This is a genomic window from Pseudomonas sp. BNK-45 (assembly GCF_047456255.1).
GTDB lineage: Bacteria > Pseudomonadota > Gammaproteobacteria > Pseudomonadales > Pseudomonadaceae > Aquipseudomonas.
In genome coordinates, this window is record NZ_CP179909.1 from 5,922,374 (window position 1) to 5,937,402 (window position 15,029).

The window sequence follows — 15,029 nt, forward strand, 5'->3', positions numbered from 1 at the left end:
CAGGCTGAAAGACTGTGTAGTTCCCAAATAATCCGGGCCCTTCAGCGGATGCCGATACTAGATTTGCTCCAGTCACCGACACATCAGACATTTCTTAATCTTTAGGCCACATTTCTTGGTGGCGGCCTGCAGGCCCAGCCCGGCCATGGAGAAAACCCGCAAGCCAGGCAAAAAAAAGCCCGGACCAGGTCCGGGCTTTTCATCGACAGCAGGCGGCGGGCTTACTCAGCCGCCGGCGCCTGTGGCTTGCGGCGCTTGAGCGGCGCCAGGCCGTCCTGGCTGACCAGGCTGTCGCTTTTCGGGCGGTTGGCGGTCTTGCGCTTGGTCGGCGACTTGGCCACGGACTTTTTCTTGTCGCCCTTGGCGTCGGTCTTTTTCTTCTTCACGCCAACGGCCTTGCCGGACGCCTTGACCTTTTTCGGGCCGCTGTAGGTGCCTTTGACTTCCTTGATGGTGCGGCGCTCGAAGCTCTGCTTGAGGTAGCGCTCGATGCTCGACATCAGGTTCCAGTCGCCGTGGCAGATCAGCGAGATGGCCAGGCCATCGTTGCCGGCGCGGCCGGTACGGCCGATGCGGTGCACGTATTCGTCGCCGCTGCGGGGCATGTCGAAGTTGATCACCAGGTCCAGGCCGTCGACGTCCAGGCCGCGGGCGGCGACGTCGGTGGCCACCAGGATCTTGACCCCGCCCTGCTTCAGGCGATCGATGGCCAGCTTGCGATCCTTCTGGTCCTTTTCGCCGTGCAGGACGAACGCCTTGTAATCCTGGGCCACCAGGCGACCGTAGATGCGGTCGGCCATGGCCCGGGTGTTGGTGAAGACGATGGCCTTCTGGTAGGTCTCGTTGGCCAGCAGCCAGTTGACGATCTGTTCTTTGTGCTGGTTGTGGTCGGCGGTGATGATCTGCTGACGGGTGGTTTCGTTGAGCTGGCTGACGCTGTTGAGTTGCAGGTGCTCCGGGTTGTTGAGGACCTTGGCAACCATTTCCCGCAGGCCGGAACCGCCGGTGGTGGCGGAGAACAACATGGTCTGCTGGCGGTTCGGGCATTCGTCCACCAGGCGCTGCACGTCTTCGGCAAAGCCCATGTCGAGCATGCGGTCGGCTTCGTCGAGCACCAGCACTTCGACTTCTTTGAGGTCCAGGTTGCCCGCGTTGAGCTGCTCCAGCATGCGCCCCGGGGTGCCGATGAGGATGTCCGGCACCTTGCGCAGCATGGCGGCCTGGACCTTGAAGTCTTCACCGCCGGTGATCAGGCCGGACTTGATGAAGGTGAACTGGGAGAAACGCTCGACTTCCTTGAGGGTCTGCTGGGCCAGTTCCCGGGTCGGCAGCAGGATCAGGGTCTTGATGCTGACGCGGATCTTCGCCGGGCCGATCAGGCGATTGAGGATCGGCAGGACAAAGGCCGCGGTCTTGCCGCTGCCGGTTTGTGCCGTCACCCGCAGGTCACGCCCTTGCAGCGCGAGCGGAATAGCCGCTGCTTGCACCGGCGTCGGCTCGACAAATTTAAGCTCGGCCACGGCTTTGAGCAGGCGTTCGTGCAGGGCGAATTGGGAAAACACGGGTGCTACCTCGAAGATATGCAAAAAAACAGCTGCATAGGGTAACGGTTTCGAGCGCGAAGGCCGAGTTTCTTTGTGCAAACGGTGGCAAAGAGTTGGTTTTTTGTTAGCCGATTTGTCCTTAACCGTAACTTTGTCAGGGTTAAATGCTCTAATCCTCCCCTCGTGTCCCATAGAAGAATCGTTTTAGCCCATGGATTTCAAACAGCTCTGGCTCAATACCCAGGACCTCTGGGGAGCCCTCGATCAACACCCTCTCCTGCACGCCGGCATCGGCCTGGCCCTGTTGCTGGTGGTCGCCCTGGTGCTCGGACGAGTGGCCCGCTACCTGGTCCTGCACGCCGTCAGGCTGCTGGGCCGCCAGCCGTCCCTGCACTGGCTCAATGACCTGCGCCACAACAAGGTGTTCCACCGCCTGGCGCAGATGACCCCGTCCCTGGTGATCCAGTTCGGCCTGCACCTGGTGCCGGAGCTGAGCAAGACCAGCCTGCTGTTCCTCGGCAACCTGGCCATGGCCTTCACCATCCTGTTCCAGTTGCTGGCCCTGAGCGCCCTGCTCAATGCCCTGCTGGACATCTACGCGCGCACCGAACACGCCCGCACCCGCTCGATCAAGGGCTATGTGCAACTGGCGAAGATGGTGCTGTATGTGTTTGGCGCGATCATCATCGTCGCCACCCTGATCGACCGCTCGCCGCTGTTGCTGCTGTCCGGTCTGGGCGCCATGTCGGCGGTGATCCTGTTGGTCTACAAGGACACCCTGCTGTCCTTCGTCGCCAGCGTGCAGTTGACCAGCAACGACATGCTGCGGGTCGGCGACTGGATCGAGATGCCCCAGGTCGGCGCCGACGGCGACGTGGTGGACATCACCCTGCACACGGTCAAGGTGCAGAACTTCGACAAGACCATCGTCTCCATCCCCACCTGGCGCCTGATGAGCGAGTCGTTCAAGAACTGGCGCGGCATGCAGCAGTCCGGCGGCCGGCGGATCAAGCGCAGCCTGTACATCGATGCCAGCGGCGTGCGTTTTCTGCATGACGACGAAGAGCAACGGCTGAGCAAGGTGCGCCTGCTCACCGACTACATCGGGCGCAAGCAGGCCGAGCTCAAGAGTTGGAACGAAGCCCAGGGCAATGTCGCCGCGCTGTCGGCCAACCGCCGGCGCATGACCAACATCGGCACCTTCCGCGCCTACGCCCTGGCGTACCTCAAGAGTCACCCGGAGATCCAGCCGAACATGACCTGCATGGTGCGTCAGATGCAGACCACGGCCCAGGGCATTCCGCTGGAGATCTACTGCTTTACCCGCACCACCGCCTGGGTCGATTACGAGCGCATCCAGGGGGATATCTTCGATTACCTGCTGGCGGTGATGCCGGAGTTCGGCCTGAACCTCTACCAGCAGCCCAGCGGCACCGATCTGCGGGCCGGTTTGCTGCCGGCGGTCCTGGGGGCCAGCCATGTGCCCCAGCTCGAAAAACAGGCGCTGTAACTTCGTAGGAGCTGGCTTGCCAGCGAAAGCGTCGGCCCGTCAGGCGCAAGGCTTGCGGACCCTTACCCCAGCAAGCCGACTCTGCCCCACCGTAGGAACTGGCTTGCCAGCGAAAGCGTCGGCCCGTCAGGCGCCAAGCTTGCGGCCCCTTACCCCAGCAAGCCGACTCTGCCCCACCGTAGGAGCTGGCTTGCCAGCGAAAGCGTCGGCCCGTCAGGCACAAGGCTTGCGGCCCCTTACCCCAGCAAGCCGACTCTGCCCCACCGTAGGAGCTGGCTTGCCAGCGAAAGCGTCGGCCCGTCAGGCGCAAGGCTTGCGGCCCCTTTCGCCGGCAAGCCGGCTCCTACCGATCAGCGAAGGCGTTGACCGGTCAGACGCAGGGCTTGCGGGCTCTCAGCCGGCAAGCCGGCTCCGGCAGATCAGCGGCTCCTGCGGGTTATGGGATCAGGCGGGGCCGGGCACCGCGGCGGCTGATCCATACCGCGCCAAGGATCACCAAGCCGCCCAGCATCAGCCGCCCCAGGTCTTCGTGCTGGTTCCAGATCAGCAGGTTGATCAACAGCCCCACCGGCACATGCAGGTTGTTCATCACCGCCAGGGTGGCGCCGGTCACCAGGCACGCGCCCTTGTTCCACCAGTACATGCCCAGGGCCGTGGACACCAGGCCGAGAAACAGCAGCACCGCCCATTGCAGCGGCGCATCAGGCAGGTAATGGGCCTTGCCGAACAGCAGGAACGCCGGCAGCACCACCAGCAAGGCACCCAGGTAGAAGTAGCCGAAGCGCCGGTAGTGCGGCAGGTCGCTGGGATGGCGCGCCACCAGGTGCTTGTACAGCACTTGCCCGGCGGCATAGGTGAAGTTGGCCAGTTGCAGCAGCAAGAAGCCGATGAAGAAATCCGGGTTGACGCTGTCGTAGCGAATCACCACCGCGCCCGCCACCGCCACCAGCGCCGCCAACAGGCCCCAGGGGTTGAAACGCCGGTTCAGGGCGTCTTCGATCAGGGTCACGTGCAATGGCGTGAGGATGGTGAACAGCAGCACCTCCGGCACCGTCAACACGCGAAAGCTCAGGTACAGGCACACGTAGGTGATGCCGAACTGCAGCGCTCCGATCAGCAGCATGCCGCGCATGAAGGCCGGCTCCACCCGGCGCCAGCGGGTCAGCGGAAGAAACACCAGCCCCGCCAGCAGCACCCGCACCAGCACCGCGAAGTAACTGTCGACATGCCCGGCCAGGTATTCGCCGATCAGGCTGAAGGAAAACGCCTGGATCAGGGTGACAAAAAGTAGATAGCCCATGTTCGCCTCATCTTGAATGGCGGCGACGATAGCGGTTTTGCCCGCGCAGATGAAATCCCGGGCAAAAAAAAGCCCGATCTCGCTAAGCGTGCAATCGGGCGTCGGCACTGAAGGAGCAACCAGTGCAAAGGGAGGTTCGATGCGCGAACCGGCTTGAAGGGGATCCGCAGGCGCTACTTCAACACCGGGGGATTATCTGCGGATTAACGGCGCCGCCGAGCCCCTGGCTGAGGGCGCCTGGGCCCCAGCATCCTGGCTCAGGCCACCTGGGCCAGCTTGGCGTTGGCCTGGTTCAGGCCCTTTTCATGGAAGTCGCCCCCCAGGTTCAGGCCTTCGGCGTGGATGAACTCGACGTCGTGGATACCGATAAAGCCCATCACCTGACGCAGGTAGGGTTCCTGGTGATCGGCGCTGCTGCCGGCGTAGATGCCGCCACGGGCAGTGAGCACGTAGGCGCGCTTGCCGGTGAGCAGGCCCTGGGGCCCGGTGTCGGTGTACTTGAAGGTCACCCCGGCGCGCAGCACATGGTCCAGCCAGGCCTTCAGGGTGCTGGGAATGGCGAAGTTGTACATCGGCGCGGCCAGCACCAGCACGTCAGCGGCCAGCAACTCTTCGGTCAATTCGTTGGAACGCTGCAGGGAGTCCTGCTCGGCGGCGCTGCGCTGCTCGGCGGGCTTCATCCAGCCCCCCAGCAGGTTGGCGTCCAGGTGCGGCACCGGGTGGCGGGCCAGGTCGCGGACCGTGATCGAGTCGCCGGGGTGAGCGGCCTGCCATTGCTGGATAAAGGTCTGGGTCAGTTGCCGGGATACGGAATCCTGCTGGCGGGCGCTGCTTTCAATGATCAGGACGCGGGACATGGCTGAAGCCTCCATCGGGGTATGCGTAAGTCGATGGAGCGCAGATTAAACAGAGTGATATCGATGAAAAAGCGCAAATAACTGCTATAACCAATCAATAAATTCGTTTATAAGCACAGCCGGCCCCTGTGCAATCCCCCTGGACCGGCCTGCTTCGATCACTTGGCCTGGCAGTTCAGTTCCAGGCGCAGCTTGATGATCTTGCGGTTGAACTTGGCGGTCACGTTCTTGCTCTGCCCCGCGGCGACTTCCACCTTGCGGGTGCGCGGTGACTCGGGGCCATTGCGAAATACCACCGAGCACAGGGCATCGCGCTTGCCGAAGTTGTTCAACTGGATGGAGCCGATGTCTTCATCGGTGTCGTAGGCGGTGTAATCGATGCTCAGGCCATTGAGCTGCTTCTCGACATCGATGGGATAGGCCCAGGCGCAGAGAGGCAACAACGCCAGCAACACACAACAGAATTTTCTCATTCGGCAGTCTCCAATAAGGAGCGCCAGCTTAGGACAAGAGGAGTCCCTCATGAAAGCGCCCCGCGTGACCCTGGATCAATGGCGCACCCTGCAGGCGGTGGTCGACCACGGCGGCTTCGCCCAGGCCGCCGAAGCCTTGCACCGCTCGCAATCCTCGGTCAGCTACACCGTGGCGCGCATGCAGGACCAGCTCGGTGTGCCGCTGCTGCGCATCGACGGGCGCAAGGCCGTGCTCACCGAAGCCGGCGGCGTGCTGCTGCGCCGCTCCCGGCAACTAGTCAAGCAGGCCAGCCAGCTGGAAGACCTGGCCCACCATATGGAGCAGGGCTGGGAAGCCGAAGTGCGACTGGTGGTGGACGCCGCCTACCCCAACGCGCGGCTGGTGCGCGCCCTGACCGCCTTCATGCCGCAAAGCCGCGGCTGCCGCGTGCGCCTGCGCGAGGAAGTGCTGTCCGGGGTCGAGGAAGTGCTGCTCGAAGGCGTGGCCGACCTGGCCATCAGCAGTTTCAACATTCCCGGTTACCTGGGCACCGAGATGAGTTCGGTGGAGTTCGTCGCCGTGGCCCACCCGGAACACGCCCTGCACCGCCTGCAACGGGAGCTGCATTTCCAGGACCTGGAAAGCCAGCTGCAAGTGGTAATCCGCGACTCCGGCCGCCAGCAGCCGCGGGATGTGGGCTGGCTCGGCGCCGAACAGCGCTGGACCGTGGGCAGCCTGGCCACCGCCGCGACCTTCGTCGGCAGCGGCCTGGGTTTTGCCTGGCTGCCCCGGCACCTGATCGAACGGGAACTGCGCGAAGGCCTGCTCAAGGTCCTGCCCCTGGACCAGGGCGGCAGTCGCCACCCGACCTTCTTCCTCTATTCCAACAAGGACAAACCCCTGGGCCCGGCCACGCAGATCCTCGTGGAACTGCTGCGCACGTTCGACACCGCGCCCCTGGACGCGCCCTTTGCCGCCCCCGAACAAGCCTGACGTCCACTCACCAGAACAGGAGTTCTGCCATGGCCTATTTCGAGCATGAAGGTTGCACCCTGCACTACGAGGAATACGGCCGGGGGGATCCCCTGCTGCTGGTTCACGGCCTGGGCTCCAGCGCCCAGGACTGGGAAAAGCAGATCCCCGAGCTCTCGAACCGCTACCGCCTGATCGTCCCCGACCTGCGTGGCCACGGACGCTCGGACAAACCCCGGGAGCGCTACAGCATCCCGGGCTTCACCGCCGATATCGTGGCGCTGATCGAACACCTGAACCTGGGCCCCGCGCACTATGTCGGGCTGTCCATGGGCGGCATGATCGGCTTCCAACTGGGCGTGGATCAGCCGCAGTTGCTCAAAAGCCTGTGCATCGTCAACAGCGCCCCCGAGGTCAAGGTGCGCAGCGCCAACGACTACTGGCAGTGGTTCAAGCGCTGGAGCCTGGCCCGGGTGCTGAGCCTGGCCACCATCGGCCAGGCCCTGGGCCAGCGCCTGTTTCCCAAGCCCGAGCAAGGCGAGTTGCGGCGGAAAATGGCCGAGCGCTGGGCAAAAAACGACAAACGTGCTTATCTCGCCAGCTTCGACGCCATCGTCGGCTGGGGGGTGCAGGAACGTCTGGGCCGTATCACCTGTCCAACCCTGGTCGTCAGCGCCGACCACGACTACACCCCGGTGGCGGTCAAGGAGGCTTATGTCAAACTGCTGCCGGATGCACGGCTGGTGGTGATCGAGGATTCCCGTCACGCCACCCCGCTGGACCAGCCGCAGCGCTTCAACCAAACCCTGCTGGACTTCACAACCACAGTCGACACCACCACCCAGGATCACTGAACCATGCTGAAAAAAATCGCCCTCGTCGCCGGCTCCGTGCTGTTCGCTGCCAACCTGATGGCCGCCCAACCGGCCAAGGCGCCCCACGTCCTGCTGGACACCAGCTTCGGCAAGATCGAAGTCGAACTGGACCCGGTCAAGGCCCCGATCTCCAGCAAGAACTTCCTCGACTACGTCGACAGCGGCTTCTACACCAACACCATCTTCCACCGGGTGATCCCGGGCTTCATGGTTCAGGGCGGCGGTTTCACCGCGCAGATGGTGCAGAAAGACACCCGCGACCCGATCAAGAACGAAGCCTCCAACGGCCTGCATAACGTACGCGGCACCCTGTCCATGGCCCGCACCTCCAACCCCAACTCGGCCACCAGCCAGTTCTTCATCAACGTCGCCGACAACGCCTTCCTCGACCCGGGCCGCGATGCCGGCTACGCCGTATTCGCCAAGGTGGTGAGCGGCATGGACGTGGTGGACCAGATCGTCAATTCCCAGACCACCACCAAGCAAGGCATGCAAAACGTGCCTGTGGACCCGGTGCTGATCAAGTCGGCCAAGCGCATCGACTGAATCCGCCAGCCTGTCCCGACGGCGGCGCCCCACCCGGCGCCCCGTCCGCTTTCAGAACAGGAGAGCCCGTACCCCGGGCTTCAAGACCCCCATGCTCTTTCGTCGTTTTGAACAACTGATCGATATCTTCCGCGACGCCCCCAGCGCCACCCCGCCCAATCGGGTCCTACCCTTCTACTTCCACTACATCAAGCAAGTCTGGCCGAGCTTCGTCGCCCTGCTGGTGGTGGGCCTGTTCGTGGCCCTGATCGAGGTGTCGCTGTTCAGCTACCTGAGCACCATCATCGACCTGGCCCAGGGCACGCCCAGCGCCCGGGTATTCACCGACCACGGCCTGGAACTGGCCTGGATGGCGGTGGTGGCCCTGCTGTTCCGCCCCTTGATGGTCGGCCTGCACGACTTGCTGATGCACCAGACCATCAACCCCGGCATGACCAGCCTGATCCGCTGGCAGAACCACAGCTACGTGCTGCGCCAGAGCCTGAACTTTTTCCAGAACGATTTCGCCGGGCGCATTGCCCAGCGCATCATGCAGACCGGCTATTCGCTGCAGGACTCCTCGGTGCAGGTGATCGACGCCCTGTGGCACGTGACCATCTACGCCATCGGCTCCCTGGTGCTGTTCGCCGACGCCGACTGGCGCCTGATGATCCCGCTGCTGCTGTGGATCGCCGGCTTCATCGGCGCCATGCGCTACTTCGTGCCGCGCATCCAGCAACGCTCGGTGGACGCCTCCGACGCCCGCTCCAAACTCATGGGGCGGATCGTTGATGGCTACACCAACATCACCACCCTCAAGCTCTTCGCCCACACCCATTTCGAGCAGAGCTACGCCCGCGAGGCCATCGCCGAGCAGACCGAGAAAAGCCAGCTGGCCGGGCGCGTGGTCACCGCCATGGACGTGACCATCACCAGCCTCAACGGCCTGCTGATCGTCAGTACCACGGGCCTGGCCCTGTGGCTGTGGAGCCAATCGCTGATCAGCGCCGGGGCCATCGCCCTGGCCACCGGCCTGGTGATCCGCATCGTCAACATGTCCGGCTGGATCATGTGGGTGATCAACGGCATCTTCGAAAACATCGGCATGGTCGAGGACGGTCTGCAGACCATCGCCCAGCCGCTGCAGCTCACCGACCGCGAGCAGGCGCCCAAGCTGGCCGTGGCCAACGGCGGCGTGCGCTTCGAGCATGTGGAGTTCCATTACGGCAAGGCCAACAAGGTGATCAGCGACCTCAACCTGGACATCCGTCCCGGGGAAAAGATCGGCCTGATCGGTCCGTCCGGAGCCGGCAAGTCGACCCTGGTCAACCTGCTGCTGCGCCTGTACGACCTGCAGGGCGGGCAAATCCTCATCGACGGCCAGAACATCGCCGAAGTGACCCAGGAAAGCCTGCGCGAACGCATCGGCATGATCACCCAGGACACCTCGCTGCTGCACCGCTCGATCCGCGACAACCTGCTCTACGGCCGCCCCGACGCCACGGACGAGGAACTCTGGGAAGCGGTGCGCAAGGCCCGCGCCGATGAGTTCATCCCGCTGCTGTCCGACGCCCAGGGCCGGACCGGTTTCGATGCGCATGTCGGTGAGCGCGGGGTCAAGCTGTCCGGCGGCCAGCGCCAGCGCATCGCCATCGCCCGGGTACTGCTCAAGGACGCGCCGATCCTGATCATGGACGAGGCCACCTCGGCCCTGGACTCGGAAGTCGAAGCGGCGATCCAGGAAAGCCTGGAAACCCTGATGCAGGGCAAGACCGTGATCGCCATCGCCCACCGCCTCTCCACCATCGCCCGCATGGACCGCCTGGTGGTCCTGGAACAGGGGCGCATCGCCGAGACCGGCACCCACGCCGAACTGCTGGCCCGTGGCGGTCTGTATGCACGCCTGTGGCAACACCAGACCGGAGGATTCGTCGGCATCGACTGACCGGCGGCGACTGATCTGTAGCCGCTGCCGCAGGCTGCGATCGGCACCGCAGGGGCCGCAGAACCTGCATCCGCGGTTTGCCTGGTCAATCGCCCTGCGAGTCCTGCGGACTCGGTCGCAGCCTGCGGCAGCGGCTACAGGTTGCAATCAGTTGCAGAAGGTTGTGCCTCGCGACGCCAGGGCCCCGTTTCCAGGGGCCCTGGCGTTTTTTTGCGGACTGGAATTGCGCCGAAAGCCTGCTGTACTGACCCTAGGTTCCGGAGCGGAACCTGTAGTTAACCTGCGGGATGCATAACAGTTGTATCGCGTTGATAGGTTGACCTATCAAGGACTCACTCATGTCTTTGTTCAAACGTTCCGTTACCGAAATGCTCGGTACTTTCTGGCTGGTCCTGGGCGGGTGCGGCAGCGCCGTGCTCGCCGCGGCCTTTCCCAATGTCGGCATCGGCCTGCTGGGCGTCGCCCTGGCCTTCGGCCTGACGGTGCTGACCATGGCCTTCGCCATCGGCCATATCTCCGGTTGTCACTTGAATCCCGCCGTGTCCGTAGGGCTGGTGGTGGGCGGGCGCTTTCCGGCCAGGGAACTGCCGGCCTATATCGTCGCCCAGGTGCTCGGTGGGGTGATCGCCGCGGCGTTGCTGTACTTCATCGCCAGCGGCAAGCCCGGTTTCGAACTGGCCTCGGGGCTGGCTTCCAACGGCTATGGCGCCCACTCCCCCGGCGGCTATTCCATGGCGGCGGGGTTTGTCTGCGAGCTGGTGATGACCTTGATGTTCGTGGTGATCATCCTCGGCGCCACCGACAAGCGCGCCCCGGCGGGGCTGGCGCCGATCGCCATCGGCCTGGCCCTGACCCTGATCCACCTGATCTCGATCCCGGTCACCAACACCTCGGTCAACCCGGCCCGCAGCACCGGCCCGGCGCTGATCGTCGGCGGCTGGGCCTTGCAGCAGCTGTGGCTGTTCTGGCTGGCGCCGATCCTCGGCGCGGTGATCGGTGGCGTGGTCTACCGCTGGCTGGGCAAGGAAGACAGCTGACGCAAAGGGGCGAGGGTCACGCCTGCCGATAGGGCAAGGCGTCCCTCGCCTCCTCGGCGTAGGCACGAATACCGCTGCGCTCCTGCTGCAGGAAATCCTTCACCGCGGCATTCAGGCCGGGGTGGCGCAGGTAGTGCCAGGAACGGGTCAGCACCGGTTCAAAGCCGCGGATCAGCTTGTGCTCGCCCTGGGCTCCCGCATCGAAGCGTTGCAGCCCCTGGGCAATCGCGTACTCCATGCCCTGGTAGAAACAGGTCTCGAAATGCAGGCGGTCGAACTCCGCCAGGCAGCCCCAATAGCGGCCGTAGAAGCTGTCGCCGCCCACCAGGCTGAAAGCCATGGCCACCGGGCGCCCGCCCTGTTTGGCCAGGACCACGCGGATCGCCTCGGGCATGCGCTCGGCCAGCAGGCTGAAGAAGGCCCGGGTCAGGTAGGGCGACTGGCGCCGCACCGCATAGGTGTTGGCGTAGCAGGCGTAGACGAAGTCCCAGTGCGCCTCGTCCAGTTCTTGGCCTTCGAACCACTGGAAATCAAAGCCCTGCCCCGCCACCTGCTCACGCTCCTTGCGCATCTGCTTGCGCTTGCGCGAGCTCAGGGCGTCGAGAAAATCCTGAAAGTCCCGATAGCCGCGATTCTGCCAATGGAACTGACAGCCCAGGCGCTGCAACCAGCCCGGTTGCTGTTCCAGGGCAGCGTCGCTGAAGTCGTCGGTGAAGTTGATATGGGCGCTGGAAAGCCCTTCGATCTCCAGGTAGCCGGGCAGGCTTTTCAGCAGCTCGAAGGCATCCGCCTGGGTCGCCGCCAGCACCCGCGCGCCACTGACCGGGCTGAAAGGCACCGCCGTCAGCAGCTTGGGGTAATAGTCGATCCCGGCCCGCGCGCAGGCATCGGCCCAGCCGTGATCGAACACGTACTCGCCGTAGGAGTGCCATTTGCGATAGCTGGGCAGGGCCGCCAGCAGGCGACCGTCCTCCACATGCAACAGGTGCTCGGCCTGCCAGCCCGAGCGCGGGCCGAGGCTGCCGCTGTCTTCCAGGGCACTGAGAAAGGCATGGCGCACAAAGGGTTGCCCATCCTTGAGCAGGCCATCCCATTGCACAGGATCGACGGCACACAGACTGTTCAAGGATTGCAGCGGCATGGGGGTCCCCGGAATTCAGATCGAACGACCCGGCGAGTATCCTCCATCCCCGGACTCACCGAAACCGCCAGTACCCTGCCCCCCTCAATGCCCCAGGTGTTCGGCAAGAAAATCGATGAACACCCGGGATTTGCGCGGCAAGTGCGCGCTGTTGGGAAACAGCACATGCACCGGCTGCGGGGCCAGGCCGTACTGCGGCAGGACCCGCACCAGGCGGCCGCTGCCCAGATCGTCGAGGACCATCCACTCCGGCAGCACCGCCAGCCCCAGGCCCGCCAGGGCCAGGGCACGAATCGCCGTCGCCGAGTTGGATTCGTGCCCCGGACTGACCTTCACCTCCACCTCGCCGCGGCGCGGATGGCTGAAGGTCCAACCCGGCGGCCCGGCCAGGTTGCTGTTGCCGATCCACGGCAGCGCACTCAGGTCCTCGATCCGCTGCAACTCCCGGCCCTGAAGCAGCGCCGGGCTGGCCACCAGGGCAATGGCGTAGTCCGCCAGCTTGCGTCCCTTGAACCCCGAATCCGCCAGGTGGCCGAGGCGAATCACCAGGTCGAGCTTTTCCGCCACCAGATCATTCAGCGATGAGTTGAAGTGATAGCTCAGGCGCACCTCGGGATAGCGCGCGGTGAACAGCGGCAGGATCGGCAACACGAACGTCTCGGCGTACTCCGCCGTGGAACTGATGCGCAGCTTGCCGCTGACCCGGTTGCGCCCATGCAGCACGTTGTCGAAGGCTGTGTCGATATTGGCGACAATCCCCTTGAACTCGTGGTAAAGGTCCTCGCCGGTTTCGGTCAGGGTCACCTGCCGCGTGGTACGCACCAGCAAGGTGCTCGCCAGTGCCTGCTCAAGGGTCTTCACATGCAGGCTGGCCATGGCCTTGCTGATGCCCAGGTATTGCGCGGCGCGGGTGTAGGAGCCGAAGTCGACCACCGCGAGGAAGGTCTGCACCCGGTGCAGCTGGCCGTGAAAATGATCGCTCACTGTCAAATCCTGTTAAACAATGCGTCAAGTATAGGCGCCTCGACACGCCGCCCCCAAGCTCCCTAAGCTGCGCGCAAATAGGGAGACGGCATGACTTACAGATACAAAGTGGCGGTGGTATTTCTCCTCGGGTTCTTTATCGACTGCGTCAACATCTTCATGTCGGCGGTGGCCCTGCCCAGCATTGCCGGCCACTTGCAGGTGTCCAGCGCCGCCGTGGCCTGGGTCGCCAATGCCTACATCCTTGGCCTGACGCTGGTGATCGCCATCAGCACCTGGCTGGCCGGGCGCTTCGGCAACCGCCAGGTGCTCTGCGCCTCGATGCTGCTGTTCAGCGGCGCGGGGCTGATGTGCGGGCTGGCCGACAGCTTCATGTCGCTGGTGTTCTGGCGGCTGGTCCAGGGCATGGCCGGCGGCCTGCTGATTCCCCTGGGGCAGGCGCTGACCTTCAACCTGTTCCAGGGCGCGCAACGCTCGCGGATCTCCACCCTGGTGATGGCCGTGGCCCTGCTGGCGCCGGCACTGTCGCCGACGCTGGGCGGCGCGATTGTCGATCACAGTTCCTGGCGCTGGGTGTTCTTCGCCAGCCTGCCGCTGTCGCTGCTGGCGGCGCTGCTGTCCTGGTGCTGGATCGCCCCTGGCCCCTCGGCACCCGCGGATCGCCCGGACCTGCGCGGCCTGCTGCTGGTGAGCGCGAGCCTTGGCGGCCTGCTGCTGGGCATGTCGCTGTACGGCAGCGGCTACCCGGCGTATCAGGCGGCACCGAGCCTGATCGCCGGGCTGCTGTTGGCCGAGTGCTATCGGCGCCACTGCCGGGCCTGCGCCCGTCCGATCGTCGAACTACGGCTGCTGAAAAACCCGCGCCTGGGCCTGTCGGTGGCGATCTATCACGCCATTCCGGGGATCTTCACCGGGGTCAATCTGCTGAGCCTGTTCTTCCTCCAGGAGCACCTGCACCTGAGTGCCCGGCACAGCGGCATGTTCATGCTGCTGTACGCCGCCGGCGCGCTGCTGGCGATGCTGGTGGGCGGACGCTGCTACAACCGCCTGGGCGCCGCGCGGCTGTTCGCCATGGCCCTGGTGCTGCACAGCGCCGGCATCGCCAGCCTGTGCTGGGTCGACTCGGCCGCCGACCTGCCGCTGCTGGTGATGGCCTACCTGCTGATGGGCCTGGGCGGCGGTGCCGGCGCCAACACCGCGCAGACCACCGCCCTGCTCGACTTCAACGGCGCCGATACACACCGGGCCAGTGTGATCTGGAACATCAACCGGCAGGTGGCGTTCAGCCTCGGCGCCGCCTGGTTGCTGATGCTCTACAACCTGCTGCTGGGGTACGCCGATGCCACCGGCGCCTACCACCTGAGCCTGTTGCTGGCCGCTGCGGCCGGTCTGCTGCCGCTGCTGACCCTGAACCAACTCCCCACCATGAAGGCCCCCCATGCCCAACTCGATCATTGAACAAGCGCAACACAGCGTGCAGCGTATTCACCAACTGATTCACAGCGTCTTCAGCAACCGGCAGGGGGACGGCGCAGCCTGCCTCGAACCCTTGATGGCGTTGCTGGCCGAGGACTTCCAGATGGTCACCACCGGCGGCGCCCTGGTCGGCCGCGAGCAGGTGCAACAGCTGTTTCACGCGGGCCTGGGCAAGCGCCCGGGGCTGGAAATCCGCCTCAGCGACCTGCATTGCGTGTGGCAGGAAGGCCCGTGTGCGGCGATCCGCTACAAGGAAGTCCACCGCCTGGACTCACTCGAAACCGCGCGCCTGTCCCTGGCGATCATCCGTGTCCAGGACAACTCGGCGCAGTGGCTGTACCTGCACGAAACCACCTGCCCCTGACCCCGCCAGGCCCGAGCCCCAAGCTCGGGCCAAGCCGCCCGCCCCG

14 protein-coding genes are annotated in these 15,029 nt (G+C 64.6%); 8 read left to right on the plus strand and 6 right to left on the minus strand.

Annotated elements, in window-relative coordinates:
- Window positions 1-221 precede the first annotated feature (221 nt).
- The gene (locus ACMGG8_RS26825) at window positions 222-1,562 is read right to left on the minus strand and encodes a DEAD/DEAH box helicase (protein ID WP_060842770.1); all 1,341 of its coding nucleotides are present in this window, start codon (window positions 1,560-1,562) and stop codon (window positions 222-224) included.
- Window positions 1,563-1,755: 193 nt separating this feature from the next.
- On the opposite strand from ACMGG8_RS26825, the gene ACMGG8_RS26830 reads away from it, so the two are divergent.
- On the plus strand, window positions 1,756-3,054 hold the full coding sequence (locus ACMGG8_RS26830; protein WP_414158733.1) for a mechanosensitive ion channel family protein: 1,299 nt from the start codon (window positions 1,756-1,758) through the stop codon (window positions 3,052-3,054).
- A gap of 436 nt (window positions 3,055-3,490) precedes the next feature.
- Here ACMGG8_RS26830 and ACMGG8_RS26835 read toward each other — a convergent pair whose 3' ends face one another.
- The 3 genes from ACMGG8_RS26835 to ACMGG8_RS26845 all read right to left on the minus strand — a co-directional run bounded on the left by ACMGG8_RS26835 (window position 3,491) and on the right by ACMGG8_RS26845 (window position 5,684).
- Complete coding sequence (locus tag ACMGG8_RS26835; protein WP_060838065.1) at window positions 3,491-4,354, minus strand: carboxylate/amino acid/amine transporter; 864 nt, start codon at window positions 4,352-4,354, stop codon at window positions 3,491-3,493.
- Window positions 4,355-4,611: 257 nt separating this feature from the next.
- Window positions 4,612-5,211 carry an FMN-dependent NADH-azoreductase gene (locus ACMGG8_RS26840; RefSeq protein ID WP_060838064.1) on the minus strand — a complete coding sequence of 200 codons (600 nt, stop codon included), beginning with the start codon at window positions 5,209-5,211 and terminating at the stop codon, window positions 4,612-4,614.
- A 158-nt stretch (window positions 5,212-5,369) separates the two neighbouring features.
- Window positions 5,370-5,684, minus strand: coding sequence for a hypothetical protein (locus ACMGG8_RS26845; RefSeq protein ID WP_060838063.1), 315 nt, complete (start codon window positions 5,682-5,684; stop codon window positions 5,370-5,372).
- A gap of 49 nt (window positions 5,685-5,733) precedes the next feature.
- Between ACMGG8_RS26845 and ACMGG8_RS26850 the strand changes: the two genes are divergently transcribed.
- The 5 genes from ACMGG8_RS26850 to aqpZ all read left to right on the plus strand — a co-directional run bounded on the left by ACMGG8_RS26850 (window position 5,734) and on the right by aqpZ (window position 11,018).
- A complete protein-coding gene (locus ACMGG8_RS26850) occupies window positions 5,734-6,657 on the plus strand; it encodes a LysR family transcriptional regulator (protein WP_060838062.1) in 924 nt (307 codons plus the stop codon).
- Window positions 6,658-6,686: 29 nt separating this feature from the next.
- A complete protein-coding gene (locus tag ACMGG8_RS26855) occupies window positions 6,687-7,490 on the plus strand; it encodes an alpha/beta fold hydrolase (RefSeq protein ID WP_060838061.1) in 804 nt (267 codons plus the stop codon).
- A 3-nt stretch (window positions 7,491-7,493) separates the two neighbouring features.
- Window positions 7,494-8,057: a peptidylprolyl isomerase gene (locus ACMGG8_RS26860; protein ID WP_016967472.1), complete on the plus strand. Its 564-nt coding sequence runs from the start codon at window positions 7,494-7,496 to the stop codon at window positions 8,055-8,057.
- Window positions 8,058-8,148: 91 nt separating this feature from the next.
- Complete coding sequence (locus ACMGG8_RS26865) at window positions 8,149-9,981, plus strand: ABC transporter ATP-binding protein (protein WP_060842767.1); 1,833 nt, start codon at window positions 8,149-8,151, stop codon at window positions 9,979-9,981.
- A gap of 338 nt (window positions 9,982-10,319) precedes the next feature.
- Complete coding sequence (gene aqpZ / locus ACMGG8_RS26870) at window positions 10,320-11,018, plus strand: aquaporin Z (RefSeq protein WP_060838059.1); 699 nt, start codon at window positions 10,320-10,322, stop codon at window positions 11,016-11,018.
- Between the two features lie 16 nt (window positions 11,019-11,034).
- On the opposite strand, the gene ACMGG8_RS26875 is transcribed toward aqpZ, so the two are convergent.
- Window positions 11,035-12,159: a GNAT family N-acetyltransferase gene (locus ACMGG8_RS26875; protein WP_414158734.1), complete on the minus strand. Its 1,125-nt coding sequence runs from the start codon at window positions 12,157-12,159 to the stop codon at window positions 11,035-11,037.
- An 84-nt stretch (window positions 12,160-12,243) separates the two neighbouring features.
- Entirely contained in the window at window positions 12,244-13,149 is a 906-nt protein-coding gene (locus tag ACMGG8_RS26880; RefSeq protein WP_060838057.1) for a LysR family transcriptional regulator, read from the minus strand.
- An 84-nt stretch (window positions 13,150-13,233) separates the two neighbouring features.
- Between ACMGG8_RS26880 and ACMGG8_RS26885 the strand changes: the two genes are divergently transcribed.
- Together ACMGG8_RS26885 and ACMGG8_RS26890 are read left to right on the plus strand one after the other, a co-directional pair.
- Complete coding sequence (locus tag ACMGG8_RS26885) at window positions 13,234-14,601, plus strand: MFS transporter (protein WP_414158735.1); 1,368 nt, start codon at window positions 13,234-13,236, stop codon at window positions 14,599-14,601.
- On the plus strand, window positions 14,582-14,983 hold the full coding sequence (locus ACMGG8_RS26890) for a DUF4440 domain-containing protein (protein WP_414158736.1): 402 nt from the start codon (window positions 14,582-14,584) through the stop codon (window positions 14,981-14,983). Before ACMGG8_RS26885 ends, ACMGG8_RS26890 begins: the two co-directional genes overlap by 20 nt.
- Window positions 14,984-15,029: the final 46 nt, after the last annotated feature.